Source organism: Dyella sp. 01N448, from assembly GCF_056399225.1.
Map to the genome: position 1 here is coordinate 53,215 of NZ_JBFTQX010000017.1, position 19,388 is coordinate 72,602.

At 65.2% G+C, this 19,388-nt stretch carries 18 protein-coding genes; 13 read left to right on the forward strand and 5 right to left on the reverse strand.

Features of this window, described 5'->3' with window-relative positions:
- Positions 1–43 precede the first annotated feature (43 nt).
- From AC1DKY_RS19240 to AC1DKY_RS19260, 5 genes are all read left to right on the forward strand, one after another.
- Positions 44–1,528: an NAD(P)H-hydrate dehydratase gene (locus AC1DKY_RS19240; RefSeq protein WP_441605176.1), complete on the forward strand. Its 1,485-nt coding sequence runs from the start codon at positions 44–46 to the stop codon at positions 1,526–1,528.
- The gene (tsaE, locus tag AC1DKY_RS19245; protein WP_441605177.1) at positions 1,525–1,983 is read left to right on the forward strand and encodes a tRNA (adenosine(37)-N6)-threonylcarbamoyltransferase complex ATPase subunit type 1 TsaE; all 459 of its coding nucleotides are present in this window, start codon (positions 1,525–1,527) and stop codon (positions 1,981–1,983) included. The genes AC1DKY_RS19240 and tsaE overlap by 4 nt, the downstream gene beginning before the upstream one ends.
- Positions 1,984–2,179: 196 nt before the next feature.
- Complete coding sequence (locus AC1DKY_RS19250; protein WP_441605178.1) at positions 2,180–3,832, forward strand: N-acetylmuramoyl-L-alanine amidase; 1,653 nt, start codon at positions 2,180–2,182, stop codon at positions 3,830–3,832.
- A gap of 86 nt (positions 3,833–3,918) precedes the next feature.
- Complete coding sequence (gene mutL / locus AC1DKY_RS19255; protein WP_441605179.1) at positions 3,919–5,763, forward strand: DNA mismatch repair endonuclease MutL; 1,845 nt, start codon at positions 3,919–3,921, stop codon at positions 5,761–5,763.
- Between the two features lie 79 nt (positions 5,764–5,842).
- The gene (locus AC1DKY_RS19260; RefSeq protein ID WP_441605180.1) at positions 5,843–6,757 is read left to right on the forward strand and encodes a DUF1684 domain-containing protein; all 915 of its coding nucleotides are present in this window, start codon (positions 5,843–5,845) and stop codon (positions 6,755–6,757) included.
- Between the two features lie 62 nt (positions 6,758–6,819).
- On the opposite strand, the gene AC1DKY_RS19265 is transcribed toward AC1DKY_RS19260, so the two are convergent.
- Positions 6,820–7,602, reverse strand: coding sequence for an enoyl-CoA hydratase-related protein (locus AC1DKY_RS19265; protein WP_441605181.1), 783 nt, complete (start codon positions 7,600–7,602; stop codon positions 6,820–6,822).
- A 153-nt stretch (positions 7,603–7,755) separates the two neighbouring features.
- Between AC1DKY_RS19265 and AC1DKY_RS19270 the strand changes: the two genes are divergently transcribed.
- The 4 genes from AC1DKY_RS19270 (at position 7,756) to AC1DKY_RS19285 (ending at position 10,264) form a co-directional block, all read left to right on the forward strand.
- Positions 7,756–8,469 (forward strand): FKBP-type peptidyl-prolyl cis-trans isomerase, encoded by a 714-nt coding sequence (locus tag AC1DKY_RS19270; protein ID WP_441605182.1) that lies wholly within the window; start codon positions 7,756–7,758, stop codon positions 8,467–8,469.
- Positions 8,470–8,586: 117 nt separating this feature from the next.
- Entirely contained in the window at positions 8,587–8,784 is a 198-nt protein-coding gene (locus tag AC1DKY_RS19275) for a DUF1289 domain-containing protein (protein ID WP_441605183.1), read from the forward strand.
- 83 nt (positions 8,785–8,867) lie between these two features.
- Positions 8,868–9,386, forward strand: a complete 519-nt coding sequence (locus AC1DKY_RS19280; protein ID WP_441605184.1) for a CoA pyrophosphatase — start codon at positions 8,868–8,870, stop codon at positions 9,384–9,386.
- Positions 9,383–10,264 (forward strand): sulfurtransferase, encoded by an 882-nt coding sequence (locus AC1DKY_RS19285; RefSeq protein ID WP_441605185.1) that lies wholly within the window; start codon positions 9,383–9,385, stop codon positions 10,262–10,264. The genes AC1DKY_RS19280 and AC1DKY_RS19285 overlap by 4 nt, the downstream gene beginning before the upstream one ends.
- 83 nt (positions 10,265–10,347) lie before the next feature.
- Here AC1DKY_RS19285 and AC1DKY_RS19290 read toward each other — a convergent pair whose 3' ends face one another.
- The 4 genes from AC1DKY_RS19290 to uvrA form a co-directional block, all read right to left on the reverse strand.
- Entirely contained in the window at positions 10,348–11,103 is a 756-nt protein-coding gene (locus AC1DKY_RS19290; protein WP_441605186.1) for an enoyl-CoA hydratase/isomerase family protein, read from the reverse strand.
- 97 nt (positions 11,104–11,200) lie between these two features.
- The gene (locus AC1DKY_RS19295; RefSeq protein WP_441605187.1) at positions 11,201–12,667 is read right to left on the reverse strand and encodes a DUF4139 domain-containing protein; all 1,467 of its coding nucleotides are present in this window, start codon (positions 12,665–12,667) and stop codon (positions 11,201–11,203) included.
- A 104-nt stretch (positions 12,668–12,771) separates the two neighbouring features.
- Positions 12,772–13,269, reverse strand: a complete 498-nt coding sequence (locus AC1DKY_RS19300) for an acyl-CoA thioesterase (protein ID WP_441605188.1) — start codon at positions 13,267–13,269, stop codon at positions 12,772–12,774.
- A complete protein-coding gene (gene uvrA / locus AC1DKY_RS19305; protein WP_441605189.1) occupies positions 13,266–16,163 on the reverse strand; it encodes an excinuclease ABC subunit UvrA in 2,898 nt (965 codons plus the stop codon). The genes AC1DKY_RS19300 and uvrA overlap by 4 nt, the downstream gene beginning before the upstream one ends.
- A gap of 196 nt (positions 16,164–16,359) precedes the next feature.
- Here uvrA and AC1DKY_RS19310 point away from each other — a divergent pair, with 196 nt between their 5' ends.
- The 4 genes from AC1DKY_RS19310 to cgtA all read left to right on the forward strand — a co-directional run bounded on the left by AC1DKY_RS19310 (position 16,360) and on the right by cgtA (position 19,047).
- Positions 16,360–17,118 carry a DUF2059 domain-containing protein gene (locus AC1DKY_RS19310; RefSeq protein WP_441605190.1) on the forward strand — a complete coding sequence of 253 codons (759 nt, stop codon included), beginning with the start codon at positions 16,360–16,362 and terminating at the stop codon, positions 17,116–17,118.
- A gap of 96 nt (positions 17,119–17,214) precedes the next feature.
- Positions 17,215–17,529: a 50S ribosomal protein L21 gene (gene rplU / locus AC1DKY_RS19315; protein WP_038616498.1), complete on the forward strand. Its 315-nt coding sequence runs from the start codon at positions 17,215–17,217 to the stop codon at positions 17,527–17,529.
- Between the two features lie 19 nt (positions 17,530–17,548).
- Positions 17,549–17,806: a 50S ribosomal protein L27 gene (rpmA, locus tag AC1DKY_RS19320; RefSeq protein ID WP_046971818.1), complete on the forward strand. Its 258-nt coding sequence runs from the start codon at positions 17,549–17,551 to the stop codon at positions 17,804–17,806.
- 173 nt (positions 17,807–17,979) lie between these two features.
- Complete coding sequence (gene cgtA / locus AC1DKY_RS19325) at positions 17,980–19,047, forward strand: Obg family GTPase CgtA (protein ID WP_441605191.1); 1,068 nt, start codon at positions 17,980–17,982, stop codon at positions 19,045–19,047.
- Positions 19,048–19,388: the final 341 nt, after the last annotated feature.

The window sequence follows — 19,388 nt, forward strand, 5'->3', positions numbered from 1 at the left end:
GTCCGTGCGCTAAGGCCTGCGCTGGCATGCCTATAATTCCCGCATGACTGCCCACCCCCATCGTCACGAGCTCTATACCGTCGAACAGGTGCGAGCGCTCGATCGCCGCGCCATCGAAGAGCTCGGCATTCCCGGTTACGAACTGATGCAGCGCGCCGCCGCTGCGGCGCTGGTTTGCCTGCGCCAGCATTGGCCGCAGGCGCGGCGCATCGCGGTGTACTGCGGCCCCGGCAACAACGGTGGCGACGGCTTCCTGCTGGCGGCGCTGGCGCGTGAGGCCGGACTGCATGCCGACGTTTTTGCGCTGGGCGAGAGCCGTGGCGACGACGCTGGTCGCGCGCGTCGCGAGTTCGAGCACGGCGGCGGTACGGTGCACGTGTGGAGCGACGCCGTCGCGCTTCCGTCGGTCGATGTGCATGTCGATGCCTTGTACGGCACCGGCCTGCAACGCGCGCTGGCAACCGAGGTCGCTGCGCTGGTCCGGCACATACATGCGACCGGCGCGCCGGTGTTGGCGTTGGACGTGCCCTCGGGCGTCAATGCCGATACCGGTGATGTGCCGGGCGAGGCGGTGCAGGCCAGCGTCACCGTGACCTTCATCGCGCCCAAACGCGGGCTCTATACGGGGCTGGCGCCGGGCTATGTGGGAACCGTGCAGTTGGAGTCGTTGGGCTTGCCGGAAACGCTTTGGCAGCACGCCCGTGCGGCTGCAGAACTGATGCATCCGTGGACGCTGCCGCCGCGTCCGCGACAATCGCACAAGGGCAATAACGGGCACGTGCTGGCCATCGGCGGCGATCACGGCACGGCCGGTGCGATCCGCTTGTGCGGTGAAGCGGCCCTGCGCGGTGGCGCCGGACTGGTCAGCGTCGCGACCCGTGCCGAACATCTGATCGCACTCAACAGCGCCCGGCCAGAGCTGATGGCCCATGAGGTAAACGGGCCGCAGGCGCTGGAGGCCTTGCTGCCGCGTGCCAGCGTGCTCGCCGTGGGACCCGGACTGGGGCAGGGAGCGTGGGGGCATGCACTGTGGTTGACCGCGCTCGACGCCGATCTGCCGCTGGTGCTCGATGCGGACGGCCTGAATCTGCTCGCGCTCGAGCCGCGCGAGTTCTCCCGCCCGGCGGTGATCACGCCGCATCCCGGCGAGGCAGCGCGCCTGCTGGGATGCGATACCAAGGCCATCGCGGCCGACCGTTTTGCGGCCGTGTGCGAACTGGCCAGGCGCTATCGGGTCGTCGCGGTGCTGAAGGGCGCAGGTAGCCTGGTGGCCGATCCGCAGGGGCGTGTTGCCGTCTGTCCCTGGGGCAATCCGGGCATGGCCAGCGGCGGCATGGGGGATCTGCTGACCGGCATCGTCGCCGCGCTGCTGGCGCAAGGCTGCGACGCCTGGCAGGCCGCCACCCTGGGTGTCTCCCTGCATGCCCGCGCGGGCGATCTGGCGGCCCGTCACGGCGGTGAGCGTGGCTTGATCGCCAGCGACTTGCTGGAGCCGCTGCGCCGGCTGCTCAACGGAATCGACGCATGACGGAACCGAGCTGGAATCTGCCCGACGAAGCCACCACCGCCGCGCTGGCCACCCGCCTGGCCGGCGCGCTCGATGATGGCCTGGTGGTCTATCTGCATGGCGACCTGGGCGCCGGCAAGACCAGCTTTGCCCGTGCACTGCTCGGCGCCCTGGGCGTCGGCGAGCGCATCAAGAGCCCGACCTATAGCCTGGTTGAGTCCTATCGCGCCAACGGACGGCCGGCCTGGCATCTGGACCTCTACCGCATCGCCGATCCCGGCGAGCTGGAATGGCTGGGTCTGGACGCGCTGTCCGATCCCTCGGCCCTAGTGCTGGTGGAGTGGCCCGAGCGTGGTGCGGGCGCCTTGCCGGCCCCTGACCTGGTCGTGCACCTCAGTTATGCCGGGAGCGGGCGCCATGCCCGCATGGAAGTGCGCACCCCCCGCGGCGCGGCGGTCACCTCGCGTCTGGCCTGACGTAAACGCGGCCCGAATCACCTAAGTATCGGTACTTGCTGAGATTTTTCCCTCGGCAGGCATAAGGGAATTCGCCTTCAGTTTGCGTGGCTTGCGGCCGATAGCTGGATGTCGCCTGACAAAACTTACGCAGGTTATGGATATTCAAGGGAAAACCTATTGCAATCCCCGGGCGGGTGGGCTTCAATTCCGCTCCATGAAGGGATATAGGACGCATCCTGCTCTGCTCAGTGCCGTGGCCCTGCTGGCCGTGGTGCCTTTTTGCGCGTCGCGCGCGGCCGATGTGAAGTCCGCCCGCGTCTGGGCAGGCCCCGAATACACCCGCGTGGTGCTCGATGTTTCCGGCCCGGTTACCTACAAGGTCGACCAGGACGGCGACGAGCTGACCGTGGACATCAACGGCAGCTCGGTCGTTGGCGGCTTCAATTACCCGGCGGCCACGGGCCTGTACAAGGGCATGAGCGGCGCCAAGCAGGGCAATAACGTCCGCCTGACCGCCAAGGTCGATCCCTCGAGCAACGTCAAAAGCTTCCTGCTCAAGCCGCAGGCGGAGTACGGCTACCGCTTGGTGGTCGATCTTTATCCGGGCAGCGGCTCGGTGGCTAAGGCCTCGTCGCCGGAAAAGCGGCCTGTACCGAATATTCCCATCCCGGCTGCCGCCCCATCGGATGACGACGGCGACAGCGCCTCCGCCTCCGCCTCGGCTGCCGCAGCGCCCGAAGCTGCTCCGCCGCCGGCTGCCATGCCGCCGCCGGCACCCATGCCCGAGTCGCGCAGCTCGACCCGCTCCTCGCTGAAGCCGACCCAGAGCGGCATGGCCTCGACGCGTGCGGCAGCCAGCCTGCTCAATGGCGAGCGCAAGGTGGTGATCGCCATCGATGCCGGTCACGGCGGCGATGACCCGGGCGCTCACGGTCCGGGCGGGACGCTGGAGAAGAACGTCACCCTCGCGGTGGCGCGCCAGCTGGCGGACCAGATCAACCAGCAGCCCGGCATGCGTGCCGTCCTGACCCGCAACGCCGATTTCTTTATCCCGCTGGCGCAGCGCTACCAGATCGCCCGCAACAACTCGGCGGACCTGTTCGTCTCGATCCACGCCGACGCCTTCATCAACGGCGACGCCAAGGGTTCGTCCGTGTGGGTGCTCTCGCCACGCGGCAAAACCAGCATGGCTGCGCGCTGGCTGGCCGACGGCCAGAACCGGGCCGACCTGATCGGCGGCGTGACGCTGGACGACAAGAACGACGGCCTGGCGGCCGTGCTGCTCGACCTGCAGCAGGGTTATTCCATGCAGGCCAGCGAATCGGTGGCAGGCAACGTGCTGAAGGCGCTGGGAAATCTCGGCCCCACCCATCGCGGCTACGTAGAGCGCGCCAACTTCGTGGTGCTGCGCTCGCCGGATGTGCCCTCGATCTTGGTCGAGACGGCCTTCATCAGCAATCCGGACGAAGAGCGCAAGCTGCGCGATCCTTCGCACCAGTCGCGTCTCGCCGCGGCGGTGATGACGGGCGTGCGCGGCTATTTCGAAGCCACGCCGCCGCCGGGCAGCTGGTTTGCCGCGCAAGCCTCGCGTCGCAACGGCATGGCGAATGTCGCCAGCTCGCAGGGCGACGACGAGACCGCTGCCAAGGCCACACGTGCCGTGGCACAGGCGATGGCCTCCACGCCCAGTGCCGGGAGTCGCGCCGATGACGGTGTGCAGGACCTGCACCGGGTGGAGCGGGGCGAAAGCCTGCGCAGCATCGCCAAGCAGTACGGCGTCAGCGTCAATGCGATCAAGAACGCGAACAAGCTGGAAAGCGACAGTTCGGTGCGCGTGGGCATGATGTTGGCCATACCCGCCGGCTGAAGCGGCTGCTCAACGAATCACCAACAACGCCGCCTCCGGGCGGCGTTCTGCTTTCGCCGGGGGCCGTCAGGTTCTAAGCTTCGCCGATGCCAGTCATTCGTCCCCTGCCTCCCGAACTCATCAATCAGATCGCTGCCGGTGAAGTGATCGAACGGCCTTCTTCCGTCGTGAAGGAACTGGTCGAAAACAGTCTCGACGCCGGCGCCACGCGCATTGAAGTGGATATCGAACAAGGCGGTTCCCGCCTGATCCGCGTACGCGACGACGGCTGCGGCATCGTGCCCGACGAATTGGCGCTGGCGGTGGCCTCGCACGCCACCAGCAAGATCGGCAGCTTCGACGATCTGGAGCACGTGGCCAGCATGGGCTTCCGCGGCGAGGCGCTGGCCTCGGTGTCGTCGGTGGCCCGCTTTGCGCTGACCTCGCGCGCGCAGGGACTGGATACGGCGTTCCGCATCGAAGTAGATGGCGGCAAGCTGCAGGCGGCACGTCCCGCGCAGCATCCGCAGGGCAGCAGCGTGGAAGTGCGCGACTTGTTCTACAACGTGCCCGCACGCCGCAAATTTCTCCGCGCCGAGCGCACCGAATTCGCGCATATCGACGATCTGCTGAAATCGCTCGCCCTGGCGCGCGGCTCGGTGGAATTTCGCCTGAGCCACAACGGCAAGCCGGTGCGCATGCTCAAGGCCGCGCGCGACGAAAGCGCCGCCTTGCAGCGCGTGGCCGAAGTGCTGGGCGAGGAATTCCCCGCGCAAAGCCTGCGTATCGATCATGCAGCGGCCGGGCTGCATCTGTCGGGCTGGGTGGGTCTGCCCACCGCCTCGCGTTCGCAGGCTGATTCGCAGTACTTCTACGTCAACGGCCGGCTGGTGCGCGATCGCATCGTGGCGCATGCGGTGCGCCAGGCCTATGCGGACGTGCTGTTCCATGGCCGTCATCCGGCCTTTGTGTTGTATCTGGAACTGGATCCGGTCGGGGTGGATGTGAATGTCCATCCGGCCAAGAGTGAAGTGCGCTTTCGCGAGCAGCGGCTCGTGCACGATTTTCTGTTTCGCACGCTGCACGAAGCGCTCGCGCAGACGCGCGCAGGCAACGTGGGTCTGCCTGCTGCCGAGTCGCCGATGGCGGGAGCGGCGCCGTCGTACAGTTACAGCATGGCCCCGTCGTCGGGATCGGCCAGCGCCGCGCCCGCATGGCCCAATGCCTTGAGCCAGAGCCGCTTGAGCCTGGGCGTGCGAGACGAGCCGCTCGCTGGCTACGCCGCTCTCTTGGGCGAACCCTCGACAGTGTCCGCACCGTTGTCGTTCGCTGCCAATGCGCCGATGCCGGACGCGTCCGAAGAGGAAGCGCCGCCGCTGGGCTTCGCCATCGCGCAGCTCAAGAGCATCTATATCCTGGCTGAAAATGCGCACGGCCTGATCCTGGTGGACATGCACGCCGCGCACGAGCGCATCACCTACGAAAAGCTCAAGGCTGGTCGCGTCTGCAGCAACCTGCGTTCGCAGATGCTGCTGGTGCCGATGAATGTGGCGGTGAGTGCGAAAGAGGCCGCCGCGGCCGAGGAACACGCCGAGGCCTTGGCGGAGTGGGGCATGGAGCTCTCGCGCAGCGGTCCGTCCGGTGTGGTGGTGCGGCGCATTCCCGCCCTGCTGGAAGGCGCCGATGTGGCGCAGCTCTGTCGCGACGTGCTTTCCGAGCTGGCCCAGCACGGCAGTTCGCGTCGTCTGCAGGAGTTGGAGAACGAGCTGCTCTCGACCATGGCCTGCCATGGCTCGGTGCGTGCGGGGCGCCGCCTCACCATTCCGGAAATGAACGCGCTGCTGCGCGAAATGGAAGCGACCGAGCGCTCCGGGCAGTGCAATCACGGACGTCCGACCTGGACCCAGCTGAGCCTGCCCGAGCTGGACAAGTTGTTCCTGCGCGGTCGCTGACGAGTTTCTGTACCGAGCGGCGCTTGCCCGGTTTGTAAATGGACGGCCATACTGCTGTTTCATTCCGACGGGGCCTGCCATGTTGCGTACCGCCGTTCTTGCCTTTGCCTTGAGCCTTGGAGTTGCCACCGTGCAAGCTCAGACCCCTACCTCCGCTGCGGCGACGGATTTCTCCCAGCAAAACGTCAACTGGCAGAACAAGCGTCTTGCCGGCCTCACCGCACCCAATGGCTGGCTCAGCCTGATCGGCCTGGAGTGGCTGAAGGAAGGCGCCAATCGCGTGGGCAGCGCGGCCGACAACGACATCGTGCTGAAAGCCGGTCCGGCCCACCTGGGTGTGGTGACCCTGGCCAAGGACGGCAGCATGCACATCGTGTTCGACAAGCACAGCGCGGCCACCGTGGATGGCAAGAGCGTGCCCGAAGCGGCGCTGGTCGACGACATGCACGCCGGTGACAGCGCGCCGTCGGTGGTGGCGTTCGGTTCGGCCAGCTTCCTGGTGATCGAGCGCGATGGCCGCAAGGCCTTGCGCGTGAAGGACAGCAACGCCGACACGCGCACGCACTTCCTGGGGCTGGATTACTACACGCCCGATCCGTCGTGGCGCATCGAGGCTGACTGGGTGCCGTTCGACCCGCCGCACGAGCTGGAGATCGGCTCGGTGCTGGGCACGGTCAACAAGGAAAAGGTGCCGGGCAAGGCGGTGTTCCATCGCGACGGCCACACCTACGAGCTGATGCCGATCCAGGAAGAACCCGATTCGCTGTTCTTCGTCATCGCCGATCGCACGTCCGGCAAGGACACCTATGGCGCAGCCCGTTTCATGTATGCGGATCTGCCGAAGGACGGCAAGGTCGTGCTCGACTTCAATCGCGCCTACAACCCGCCGTGTGCATTCACGCCGTACGCCACCTGTCCGCTGGCGCCGCCGGAGAACCGTCTGGATCTGGCCGTGACCGCGGGCGAGAAGAATTACCGCGGCAGCCATCACTGAGCGCTGCCCGATCCGCGCCATGACAACGACGGCCAGCCCTGCGCTGGCCGTCGCTTTTTGCGTTAGCGACCCTTGAAGTCCGCCTTGCGCTTTTCCAGGAAGGCCGTAGTGCCTTCGCGCATGTCTTCGGTGGCGAAGGCCAGCGCGAACGCCTGCGTTTCAAACTCCAGACCCTGATCGATACTCGTTTCGCCACCCTGCAGCACGGCGTCCAGGATGCCGGCAGCGGCGAGCGGCGCGGCGGCGGCCAACTGATCGGCCATGGCGTTGACCGTTTCATCCAGCGCCTCAGGCGCGACCACGCGGGTCACCACGCCCAGCTCATAGGCGCGCTGGGCGTTGATGGTGGCGCCCAGCAGGCACAGCTCCAACGCCGCGCCACGGCCGGCCAGGCGCAGCAGGCGCTGGGTGCCGCCGAAGCCGGGGATCAGTCCCAGGTTGATTTCGGGCTGGCCGAACTTGGCCTTTTCGCTGGCCACGCGCAGGTGACAGCACATCGCCAGCTCCATGCCGCCGCCGAGGGCGAAGCCCTGGATGCGCGCGATCACCGGCTTGCCCAGTCGCTCGACCAGGCTCATCAGTCGCTGCCCGGTGCGCGAGAAACTCTGTGCCTGCACAGGCGTATAGCCATTCATCTCGGCGATGTCCGCACCGGCCACAAAGGCCTTCTCACCCGCGCCGGCCAACACGACTACCCGCACCGCATCGTCCTGGGCGGCCTGGGTGAAGGCCAGCGTCAGCTCGTTGAGCGTCTCCCGATTGAGCGCATTGAGCTTGTCCGGGCGATTGACGGTGATGGTGCGCACCGCGCCGCGGTTGGCGATTTCCAGGTTGCGATAGGCCATGATTCGACTCCGGCGGAAAAGGCGCCATGGTAGCAGCGGGAACCTTTGCCGCCTCCGGCGTTCGAAGGCACAGACGCCGGATGGACCGGCGTCGCTGCACGATTCGCCCGGACCGCTTACGATGGCCAGGTTGCAGCCGCAATGGAGGAAGGCATGGCACAACTGCGTTGGCTAGCTCTGGGCATCCTGTGTTGGGGTGGTCTGGCGCATGCTCAGGTCAGTGGCGCCCCGCAGGATCAGTCGCAGGTCAAGCTGGACAAGACCAAGCTGTCCTACGCCATCGGTTTCCAGATCGGCAGCCAGTTCGCCAACGGCGATCCGGACGTCGATATCCCCACGCTGCTGCGCGCGATCCAGGACGCCTACGCCAAAAAGCATCCCACCGTGTCGATGCGCGACATGCACGACCAGCTGCGCGAACTCGACGAGCAGATGCATAGCCAGGCGCTGGCGCAATTCAAGCGCGTGGCGGAAACCAATGCGCGCAAGAGCGCCGATTACATGGCGCGCAACCGCAGCAAGCCGGGCGTGATCCAGCTGCCGTCGGGCATCCAGTACGAAGTGGTGAAGCAGGGCACCGGCACCAGGCAGGTACCGGAAGGCTCGGTGGTCACCGTGAACTTCCGCGCCATGCTGATCGACGGCACCGAGTTCGACAGCTCATGGGCGCATGGTTCGCCGGTGAGTTTCGTGGTGAACAACAAGGTGATCCCGGGCTGGCAGGAAGTGATCCAGCGCATGCACGTCGGCGATCTGTGGAAAGTCACCGTGCCGCCTGCCATGGCCTATGGCATCAAGGGCGATCCGCCGCGCATCGGGCCGAACGAAGCGCTGGTGTTCGAAATCGAGCTGCTCGAGATCAAGTAATGGCATCCGCCTGAGCGCTGCCGCCCATGGCGGCGTTCGAATGACGGCCTGCGCCCCTTGCGATAGAATGGGGGCTTCGCTGGCACACTCCGTGCCGCGCTGATAGTTCCTCGCAGCATGACAGCGGCAGACGGCACCCCTGGTCCATCCGGCAATCCCCTCAGTCCTTGCATTGGCATCTGCCGGCTGGACGAACGCGGCTATTGCATCGGCTGCCTGCGCACAGGTGTTGAAATCGCCGGATGGCGGGCCATGGATGACCAGGAGCGACTTCGCTACATGCGCGACGTGCTGCCTCCCCGGAAACGACCGTGATGGGTGAGCTGCTGACCGACTTGAGTCACGCAGTATTGCCCTTGTCGTCACCGCCAACGGGCCGGGGTTGGAATCATTCGGACATGGTCCAGTTGATCGGCGACACGCCGCGTCGCCCGGCCGCCGTACTGGTTGGTGTACGCGACGGCGTGCAGCCGCGACTGGTGTTGACCGTGCGTACTGACCATCTGCAGGATCACGCGGGGCAGGTGGCGTTTCCCGGCGGTCGCACCGACCCCGGCGATGCCGACGCGATTGCCACCGCCTTGCGCGAAAGCGAAGAAGAAATTGGCCTCGAAAGCCGCCTGGTGACACCGCTGGGTTTTCTCGATCGCTTCGAAACCATCAGCGGTTACAGCGTCACGCCGGTGGTCGCGCGCATCGACGGCGACGCGCGCCTGTATCCCGCGCCGGCCGAAGTGGCCGAAGTATTCGAAGTGCCGCTGTCGTTCTTCCTTGAACCGCGCAATCTCAAGCGCTACACCATGGATTTCCGCGGTCACCGCCGCGACATGGTGGAATTCGTGCATGGCGGCCACCGCATCTGGGGTGCCACCGCCGCCATGGTGTTCAATCTCCTGCAGAGGATGGGACGCGCATGACACTCAAGACCACCTTGATCGACGTCAAGGAACTGGTGGCGCTTGCACCAGCCGATGTGTTGATCGTCGATTGTCGTTTCGACCTGATGGCGCCCGGCAGCGGCGAACGTGATGTCGGCAAGGGTGAGCGTGATTATCGCGAAGGGCATATCCCTGGCGCGGTTTACGCGAGTCTGGACAGCGATCTATCCGATCTCTCGCGCAAACCGCTGGGTTTGGGGAGACACCCCTTGCCGCTGGAAGCCGCGTTCTCCGAATCCCTGTCGCGCTGGGGTTGGCGCGAAGGCATGCAGATCGTGTGCTACGACGCCGCCAACGGTTCGCTCGCTGCCGCTCGCCTCTGGTGGCTGTTGCGCCTCTCTGGCATCCGCGACGTTGCCGTGCTCGATGGCGGTTTCCAGGCCTGGGTGGCTGCGGGCATGCCGGTCGAGTCGGGCGATGTGGTTCGCGAGCCGCAACCGGTCAGCCTCTATTTCGATGCCGAACAAGCCATCGTCGATCACGCCGCGCTGCGCGGCGATGCGCAGCGCGTGTTGCTCGATGCGCGTGCTGTTCCGCGTTATCGCGGCGAGGTCGAGCCCATCGATCCGGTAGGTGGCCATGTGCCCGGCGCGCTCAATCGGCCCTTCTCGGAAAATCTGCAAGAGGATGGCCACTTCAAGTCGGCCGATGTCCTACGCCAGGAATTCCAGACACTGCTCGGCGCGCATGCGCCCAGCGACGTCGTGCATATGTGCGGCTCGGGCGTCACCGCCTGCCACAACCTGCTAGCGATGGAACACGCTGGACTCACCGGCTCGCGTCTTTACGCGCCGTCGTGGAGCGGCTGGGTGAGCGATGCGAGTCGGCCCGTGGCCAAGGGCGCTGAGCCCGGCTGAGCCTCGGTTTTTGTAGGAGCGCACCCTGTGCGCGACCCGGCGCCGCATGGCGCCGTTCGCGTACAGGGTGCGCTCCTACAAGGTCAGTCTTTCTTCTTCAGCCGCGCAACCAGCTTTTCCAACACAGCCTGCGTTTCCGGATGGAAATACGCATCGAGGAATCCATCGATAGGCAGTTCCTCCGGACGCGCCCAGACGGCCGTAAGGTCGGCACGCGCAATCGCACGCGTCTTGAGCATGGCGTTGGAGGGCAGGGCGAGCATGCCCTGCATCCACACCACGGCACGCGTCACCACCTGTTCGACATTGGTGAGTTCGTCCACCAGGCCGACCGCCAGCGCTTCGCTGGATTCGATCATGGCGCCCGCCACCATCAGGCGTTCGGCGCGATACGGTCCAACGATGCGACGCAGCGCCATCTGGATGCTTTCCGGCACCACCAGGCCTACCTGCACTTCGTTGAGGCCGATCTTGAACGGACCTTCGGCCATCACGCGGTAGTCGCAGAACAGCGACAGCACCGCGCCGCCGGCTGGACTGTGGCCGGTGATGGCCGCAACGATGGGAATCGGCGACATCGCCAGGGTCGACGTTGTCTGGAAAAACTCGCGCCAGAATTCACGCACGCCGTCGCGATCGCGACCCAGCAGCGAAGGCACATCCACGCCAGCCGAATACATGCCCGGCTGGCCGGACAGCACGATGCCGCGCGCGCCGCCGGCAACAGCGTTGTCCACCGCATCGCGCAGCGCACGAAGCAAGTCGACATTGAGTGCGTTTACCGGCGGACGTGCCAGGTTGATTTCGACGATGGCGTCGTGCGTGATCAGGTTGAGCATGGCAGTGGCCGGATGAGTTGGCAGGAGTGGAGGACGAGAGTAGCAAAGACGGCTGGCCGCCGCTTTCCCTTGCTACTCGCGCCTCTTCACTGGCAGCTCACCCTTGCGGATGCTCGTCCGCCGTCCACTGGTAGCGCACCGCGTAATCGAGCGTGGCCTTGCCGTTGGCCGGCACCGTCACCTTGAACTCCAGCGTGTCGGTGGTCTGCGCACTCGGTTTGATGCTGGAGGAGGCGAGCGTCCACTGGCGCCAGCGCTGGGGATGCTCGCGCACAGTGACCACGCGCGGCGTGTCGCCGGCATTGGTGAGCGTGATGCGGAAGGCCTCGTCCAGGCGGTGGCCGTTCTTGTCCACGGTGAAAGTGGTGCGCTCGCGGCTGGCGCGCAAATCGAACGCCATGCCCAGGGTGATATGCGCGTCGCTGCCCTTGGGCGTGTCGTTGACGCGACCGCTGCCAATGAGTTGCGGCGTGCCGTTGCGATCCATCGACAGCACGCGCAGGTTGCCGGCGGGGATGCTGTCGAATGCGCGGAATTGCAGCGTGCTGGAAATGCCTTCAGGGCCGCCGTTGGTGAAGACATCCTGGCCGATCATGGGCTGCGGTGGCACCCAGGCGGTCCCCGTTTCAAACAGCGACGTGCGTTCGCAGGCGATGGTCCGCGTGTCGTACAGCGGTACCTGGCTCACGCTGCCATCGGGCAGGTCGACCGTGCCGGGCAAGCTGTACGTGCGGTAGTCGGCCAGCGTGGATTGCTCGGGCAGCGCGGCATCGGCCGTCTTGGCGCGGGCGTTGAACATCATCGGCCGCGGTCCCGAGGACTGGGCCAGTTGCGGTTCGCCGGCCACCAGCATCAGTTGCACGTTGTTCCAGTCGCGACCGCTGCGGTTGGCGATGCTGGCGCGCGATTCGAACTGCATCTTGCAGCCGTCGCCTGGCGCCAGCGTGCCGACGTAGGCGGCGCGCCAACCCAGGCCCGAGGTGGAATAGCTCAACGTCGCATTGGCCTTGCCGGCGCGACTGGCATCCACGCGCAGTTGCAGGCCGGAGCCCACCTGGAACACGCCTCGCGCCTTGACCGCGCCGTATTCGTGGATCAATGCAACGCGTTCGTTGGCGCTGGACGTGTCGCGCACCATCAGGCCGCTGGCGTCGGCGCGCAGCAGGGTGCCGCTGGCCAATACTTCGCCATTCGTCCCATACACGTCGACGGGTTGTCCGATCAGGCTGCCCAAGGCGGCGTACTGGCCCTGGCCCAGGCGTAGACGTTGCGACAGCACCTTGGCGGCGTCGCCGTCGACGGTCAGTGCAATGGCTTCCGGGTCGACGTATTGCGGCAGTCCATCGAGGCTTATGTCCTGTGTGCCGGCCTTGAGTTCGAGCTGGCGCGTTTCGCGCGCCACGGCATGGCCCGATGGCACGGAGCCGTTGTCGCCCGCGCTGTACAGCGCGTTGTCGTCGCTGCGATAGAGCGTCAGTGAGGTTGCCGCCGGTGCGGCAAGGGCGCCCGCGCTGGTGCTGGCGAGGATGGCAAGGGCGAGGGTGCGAAGCGAAACAGGGATCACGGTCGAACTCCTTTCGGGTGGTCGCCGCTGATAGTACGGATGCCGCATGAAGCTGCGGCATCCGTGGTGCCGGTGGGCTTAACCCCGAATGCCGGCTGGGTCGTTCAAGCGCCGGCTTGCGCGGCGTCGCGGATCGATGGCGGCAACGGCACCGGCTTGCCGGTGGCGGGATCCATCCATACCAGCACGACCTTGCCGTCGCTATAGAGCGCATCGTTGCTGGCGTCGACGATGCGGTGCGCCAGCGTGATCGAGCTGTTGCCGAGCCGCTCGCAGAACAGCTGCACGTTCAACTGCGCAGGCCATTCGATCGGGCGGCGATAGTTCACTTCGCTGGCGGCCAGCACCGGCATCGAGTGCTCGTTGAACCAGCCTGGCACGTGCTGCAGCCACTGCAGACGCGCTTCTTCCAGGTAAGTGAGGTAGTTGGCGTTGTTGACGTGATTGAACGCGTCAAGGTCGCGCCAGCGTACGCCAATCGGGGCGACGAACAACGGCGTGTTCGTCGCCTCGGTGGCCTGGGCATCGGTCACGGCCGCGGCGCTTTCCTGCGTCGTGGCCTTGCGCGTGCGCTGCTCAGGCACGGGTTGGGTGGAACTCATGCAGTCTTCTTCCGTAGTGCAGGTTTGCTCTTGCCGTTGCTCTGGGCCTTGGCCGCCTTGGCGGGCTTCATGTCCAGATGCGGGGCAAGGAAGTGTCCGGTATGCGAGCCCGCTGTGGCAGCCACGGTTTCCGGCGTGCCGGTGACCAGGATGCGACCACCGCCTGCGCCGCCCTCCGGGCCCAGATCGACCAGCCAGTCGGCGGTCTTGATCACATCGAGATTATGCTCGATCACCACCACCGTGTTGCCCTGGTCCACCAGCTTATGCAGCACGTCGAGCAGCTGCTCGATGTCGTGGAAGTGCAGGCCCGTGGTCGGCTCGTCGAGGATGTACAGCGTGCGACCCGTATCGCGCTTGGACAATTCCTTGGACAGCTTCACGCGCTGCGCTTCGCCACCCGAGAGCGTGGTCGCGCTCTGGCCGAGCTTGATGTAATCCAGGCCCACGGCGCGCAGCGTTTCGAGTTTGCGTGCGATGGTCGGCACGTTTTCGAACAGCTTGAACGCATCTTCCACCGTCATGTCGAGCACGTCGGCGATCGTGTGGCCCTTGTAGTGCACTTCCAGCGTTTCGCGGTTGTAGCGCTTGCCATGGCAGACGTCGCAAGGCACGTACACGTCCGGCAGGAAGTGCATCTCCACCTTGATCATGCCGTCGCCTTCGCAGGCCTCGCAGCGGCCGCCGCGCACGTTGAAGCTGAAGCGGCCCGGCGTATAGCCACGGGCACGCGCTTCGGGCACCTGCGCAAACAGCTCGCGCAGCGGCGTGAACAGGCCGGTATACGTCGCTGGGTTCGAACGCGGCGTGCGACCGATCGGCGACTGGTCGATGTCCACCACCTTGTCGAACAGTTCCAGCCCTTCGACCGACTTGTACGGCGCAGCCTGCTCACTCGAACCATTGAGTTCGCTGGCGGCGAGGCGGAACAAGGTGTCGTTGATCAGGGTCGACTTGCCCGAACCGGACACGCCGGTGACGCAGGTAAACAAGCCTGCGGGAATGGCCAGGTCGACGTTTTTCAGGTTGTTGCCGCTGGCACCCTTGAGATGCAGCCACGAATCGGCATCCAGCTGCTGGCGGCGTTCCTCGGGCACACGGATGCCACGCTTGCCGGACAGGAACTGGCCGGTGATCGAACGCGGCGACGCAAGCATGTCCTTGAACGATCCCTGCGCCACGATCTCGCCGCCGTGCACACCGGCGCCGGGACCGATGTCGAGCACGTGGTCGGCCATGCGGATCGCGTCTTCGTCATGCTCGACCACGATGACGGTGTTGCCGAGGTCGCGCAGTCGCGTCAGCGTGCCGAGCAGGCGCTCGTTGTCGCGCTGGTGCAGGCCGATGGACGGCTCGTCGAGCACGTACATCACGCCGACCAGGCCGGCGCCGATCTGCGAGGCGAGACGAATGCGTTGCGCCTCGCCACCCGACAGCGAATCGGCCTGCCGATCCAGCGTGAGGTAGTTGAGGCCCACGTCGTTGAGGAAGGTAAGACGCTCGCGAATTTCCTTGACGATCTTCACCGCGATCTCGCCGCGCCAGCCGGTGAGCGTCAGCTTCTCGAAGAACGCCAGCGTGTCATCGATCGAGCGCGAGGTGAGCGAGGGCAGCGCGTGGTCGGCGACGAACACATTGCGCGCAGAACGATTCAGGCGCTGGCCTTCGCAGTCGGGGCAGGGACGGTCGCTGATGTACTTGGCCAGTTCCTCGCGCACCGCCGGCGATTCGGTTTCCTTGTAGCGGCGATCCATGTTCGGGATGATGCCCTCGAACGCGTGCTCGCGCGTCACCCGGCCACCACGTTCGGTGATGTACTTGAAGGCGATCTTGTCCTTGCCGCTGCCGTACAGGATGGCCTTCTGGACGTCCGTGGACAGCTTGCGCCACGGCGTGTCCACGTCGAAGCCGTAGTGCGCGGCGAGCGACAGGATCAACTGGAAATAATGCGCATTGCGGCGATCCCAGCCGCGCACGGCGCCACCGGCCAGCGACAGCTCCGGATGCGCCACCACGCGGGCAGGATCGAACACCTGGGTCACGCCCAGACCGTCGCAGGTGGGGCAGGCGCCTACCGGCGAGTTGAACGAGAACAGGCGCGGCTCAAGCTCCGGCAGCGAGTAATCGCACACCGGGCAGGAGTAGCGCGAGGACAGCAACTGCTCTGGCGCCTTCGCATCATCCATGTCGACCACGATCGCGATACCGTCGCCCAGGCGCAGCGCGGTTTCAAACGATTCGGCCAGGCGCTGCTTGATGTCGTCGCGCGGGCGGAAGCGGTCGATCACCACTTCGATGGTGTGCTTCTGGCGCAGCGTCAGCGGCGGTACGGCATCGAGGTCGTAGACAGTGCCGTCGACGCGTGCGCGCACGAAACCCTGCGCGCGCAGCTGATCGAACACCTGCACGTGCTCGCCCTTGCGCTCGCGGATCACCGGCGCGAGCAGCATGAAGCGCTTTTCGCCATCCAGCGCGAGCGTGCTGTCCACCATCTGGCTGACAGTTTGCGCTTCGAGCGGAATCCCATGATCCGGGCAGCGCGGCGTACCCACGCGCGCATACAGCAGGCGCAGGTAGTCGTAGACCTCGGTAATCGTGCCCACGGTGGAGCGCGGATTGTGCGAGGTCGATTTCTGCTCGATGGAAATGGCCGGCGACAGACCCTCGATGTGGTCGACGTCCGGTTTCTCCATCATCGACAGAAATTGCCGGGCGTAGGCCGACAACGATTCGACGTAGCGGCGTTGACCTTCGGCATAGATGGTGTCGAAGGCCAGCGATGACTTGCCCGAACCGGACAGGCCGGTGATGACGATCAGCTTGTCACGCGGCAGATCGAGGTCGATGTTTTTGAGGTTGTGCGTGCGCGCGCCGCGAATGCGGATCGTATCCATATCGCCCGGAGTCGTTGGGGGAGGGAAAACTGTACTATATCAAACTTGTCAGTACGCTTATTACTGACGGATGCCACCCAACAAACTCTTAAGAGAAGATCCGGCCGAGTATGGCTTAATGGAATCTTTGGCCGGTTTCCGGCCGACCTGCGAACAGAGAGTGCGGATGGGCAAGCTGAAGAGATGGGGTGTTGCCATGGCGCTTGCAATGGGCATGGGACAGGCCATGGCGTCGTCGGCGCCGGCTACGGAAGATCAGGTTCGGCAGCTGATGGAAGTCGTCGGTGTCGGCAAGATGCTGCTGCAGATGAACACCCAGGCGGTGACCACTTTGCAGCAGTCCATGCCTTGCGTGCAGCCTGAGTTCTGGCAGAACTATATGGACGCCAACCAGACCCAGCTGTTCATCGGCCGGCTGGTGCCCGTCTACCAGAAGCATTTCACCGCTGACGAGATGTCGGGCCTGCTGAAGTTCTATCGTTCGCCGCTGGGCCAGAAGGTCATCAACGAGATGCCCACCACCATGGCCGAGGCCAACCAGGCCGGCCAGCAGTGGAGCCATGAGCGCAGCGACCAGATGGTCAGCGAGCTCAAGCAGATGGGCACGCTGGACGGTTCGGGTCGCTGCCCGGGCAAGGTATCCACCACGCCGATCACGGGTACGGCGCTGGAGGGTGCGGCGGCGATCCAGGCGGCCGAGAACGGCGAAAAGATCAAGCCCAGGCAGGCGACCGAAGGCGGCGACAAGGCCGAGGCCAAGCCGGCGGCGAAAGCCTCTTCACACGCCAAAACCCCGGCCAAGAAGACCACCAGGCCCGCCCCGAAGAAGACCACGCCAGCCAAGGCGCCGGCCAAGCCAGCCGCCAAGACCCCGGCCAAGACCGAGGCCAAGCCTGCGCCGGCCAAGACCGACACCAAGCCGGCGGCCGCGACTGGCGGATCGACTGGTCAGTAATTGACCAGGCCGCCAGGGCTTCGTTATACTCCCGAGTTCGCCGGTGCCTAATGGGTCCGGTGAACCCAAGAGAATAACGACAGAAGGGATAATCCCATGAGCTATGCAGTCATCAAGACCGGCGGCAAGCAGTACCGCGTTCAGCAGGGCGATGTCCTGCGCGTGGAGCTGTTGAACGCCGAAGAAGGCGCCGCCTTCACTTTCGATCAGGTCCTCCTGGTCGGCGCCGGTGAGTCGATCACCGTCGGTGCGCCCATCGTGGCCGGTGCCACCGTCAGCGCCACCGTGCGCAAGCACGGCCGTGCCGACAAGATCCGCATCATCAAGTTCCGCCGCCGCAAGCACCACAAGAAGCAGCAGGGACATCGTCAGCATTTCACCGAAGTCGAGATCACGGGCATCAACGCCTGAGCAACTGGAGCATTGAGTCATGGCACATAAAAAAGGCGTAGGTTCCAGCCGCAACGGTCGCGATTCGAACCCGAAGTATCTCGGCGTGAAGATCTACGGCGGCCAGGCTATTGAAGCCGGCAACATCATCGTGCGTCAGCGCGGCACCAAGTTCCATGCCGGTACCGGCGTGGGCCTGGGGCGCGACCACACGTTGTTTGCGCTGGTCGACGGCACCGTCGAATTCAAGGTGCGCGGCGAGCACAACCGCCGTTTCGTCAACGTCATCAAGGGTTAATTCCCCTGCGACGTTGCAGCGAAGGCCCCGCTTCGGCGGGGCTTTTGTTTTTTGAGAGCAGGGCATAGGGAATAGGGAGTAGGGAATCGGCCGGGCCGTTTCGCTATTCATCACGGTCCCGAGAACCCGGCTTTTACTACTCTCTATCCCCTATTCGCTCCCCCAGGCACCCCATGAAATTCGTCGACGAAGCCATCATCAATGTCAAAGCCGGCGACGGCGGCAACGGGTGCATCAGCTTCCGTCGCGAAAAATTCATTCCCTTCGGCGGCCCCGACGGCGGCGACGGCGGCAGCGGCGGCTCGGTGTGGCTGGTGGCCGACGAAGGCCTCAACACCCTGATCGACTTCCGCCACCAGCGTTCGTTCAAGGCCGAGCGCGGCCAGAACGGCATGGGCAGCCAGATGTACGGCAAGGGCGGCGAAGACACCTATATCCGCGTGCCCGTGGGCACGGTGGTGATCAACGTCGACACCGACGAAACCATCGGCGACCTCACCGTGAACGGCCAGCGCCTGCTGGTGGCGCAGGGCGGCAAGGGCGGCCTGGGCAATATCCACTTCAAGAGCTCGGTGAACCGTGCGCCGCGCAAGTCCACGCCGGGTACGCCGGGTGATCTGCGCGAGCTGAAGCTGGAGCTGAAGCTGTTGGCGGACGTGGGCCTGCTGGGATTTCCCAATGCCGGCAAGTCCACTTTCATCCGCGCCGTTTCCGCCGCCACGCCGCGCGTGGCCGATTACCCGTTCACCACCCTGCATCCGAACCTCGGCGTGGTCAGTCTGGGTACGGATCAGAGTTTCGTGATCGCCGATATCCCGGGCCTTATCGAAGGTGCGGCGGATGGTGCGGGCCTGGGCATCCAGTTCCTGCGTCATGTGTCGCGCACGCGACTGCTGCTGCACGTGGTGGATATCGCGCCGATCGACGGTTCCGATCCGGTGGAGCAGGTGCGTGCGATCGAGCAGGAGTTGGAGAAGTTCGATCCCGAGCTGCTCGAGCGTCCCCGCTGGCTGGTGATGAACAAGGCCGACGTGCTGCCTGAGGATGAGCGCCAGGCTGTCGCGGCTGACGTGGTGGCACGGTTGGAATGGAAGGAGCCGTCGTTCCTGGTCTCGGCGATTTCGCGCGAGAACACGCTTCCGGTGTGCCAGCAGGTGTGGCGCTTCCTGGAGGCCGAGCATATGGCGCGCGTGGAGCGCGACGATATGGCGCCGGGGGATGTGAGGTTGCGGGGGGAGTGAGGTGGCGGGTGTCGCCCCCTTCTAGAAAAAAGGCGGCCTTCGGGCCGTTTTTTTTTGGCTCGCGGACGTGGTTTTGTTTTGTGGTTTCGATTTTGTTCGACTTTCCGGTGTGGCTCTGACTCGCTCGTCATCCCGGCGCAGGCCCGGATCCAGAGCCTCGGTTTCTGGTTGTCGCGTTACCGCCAGGGTGCCGCCTACGCGGCGGGCGTTTCGATCGGCTGCCGCCGCTCGAGTCACTTTTCTTTTGCTGGCCCAAAAGATCCCACGGGACTAGCTTCGCGTCGAAAGTAACCCAAAGAAAATGGCCTGATAACGCCCGCAGCATCGTGTTGGGATAAGCC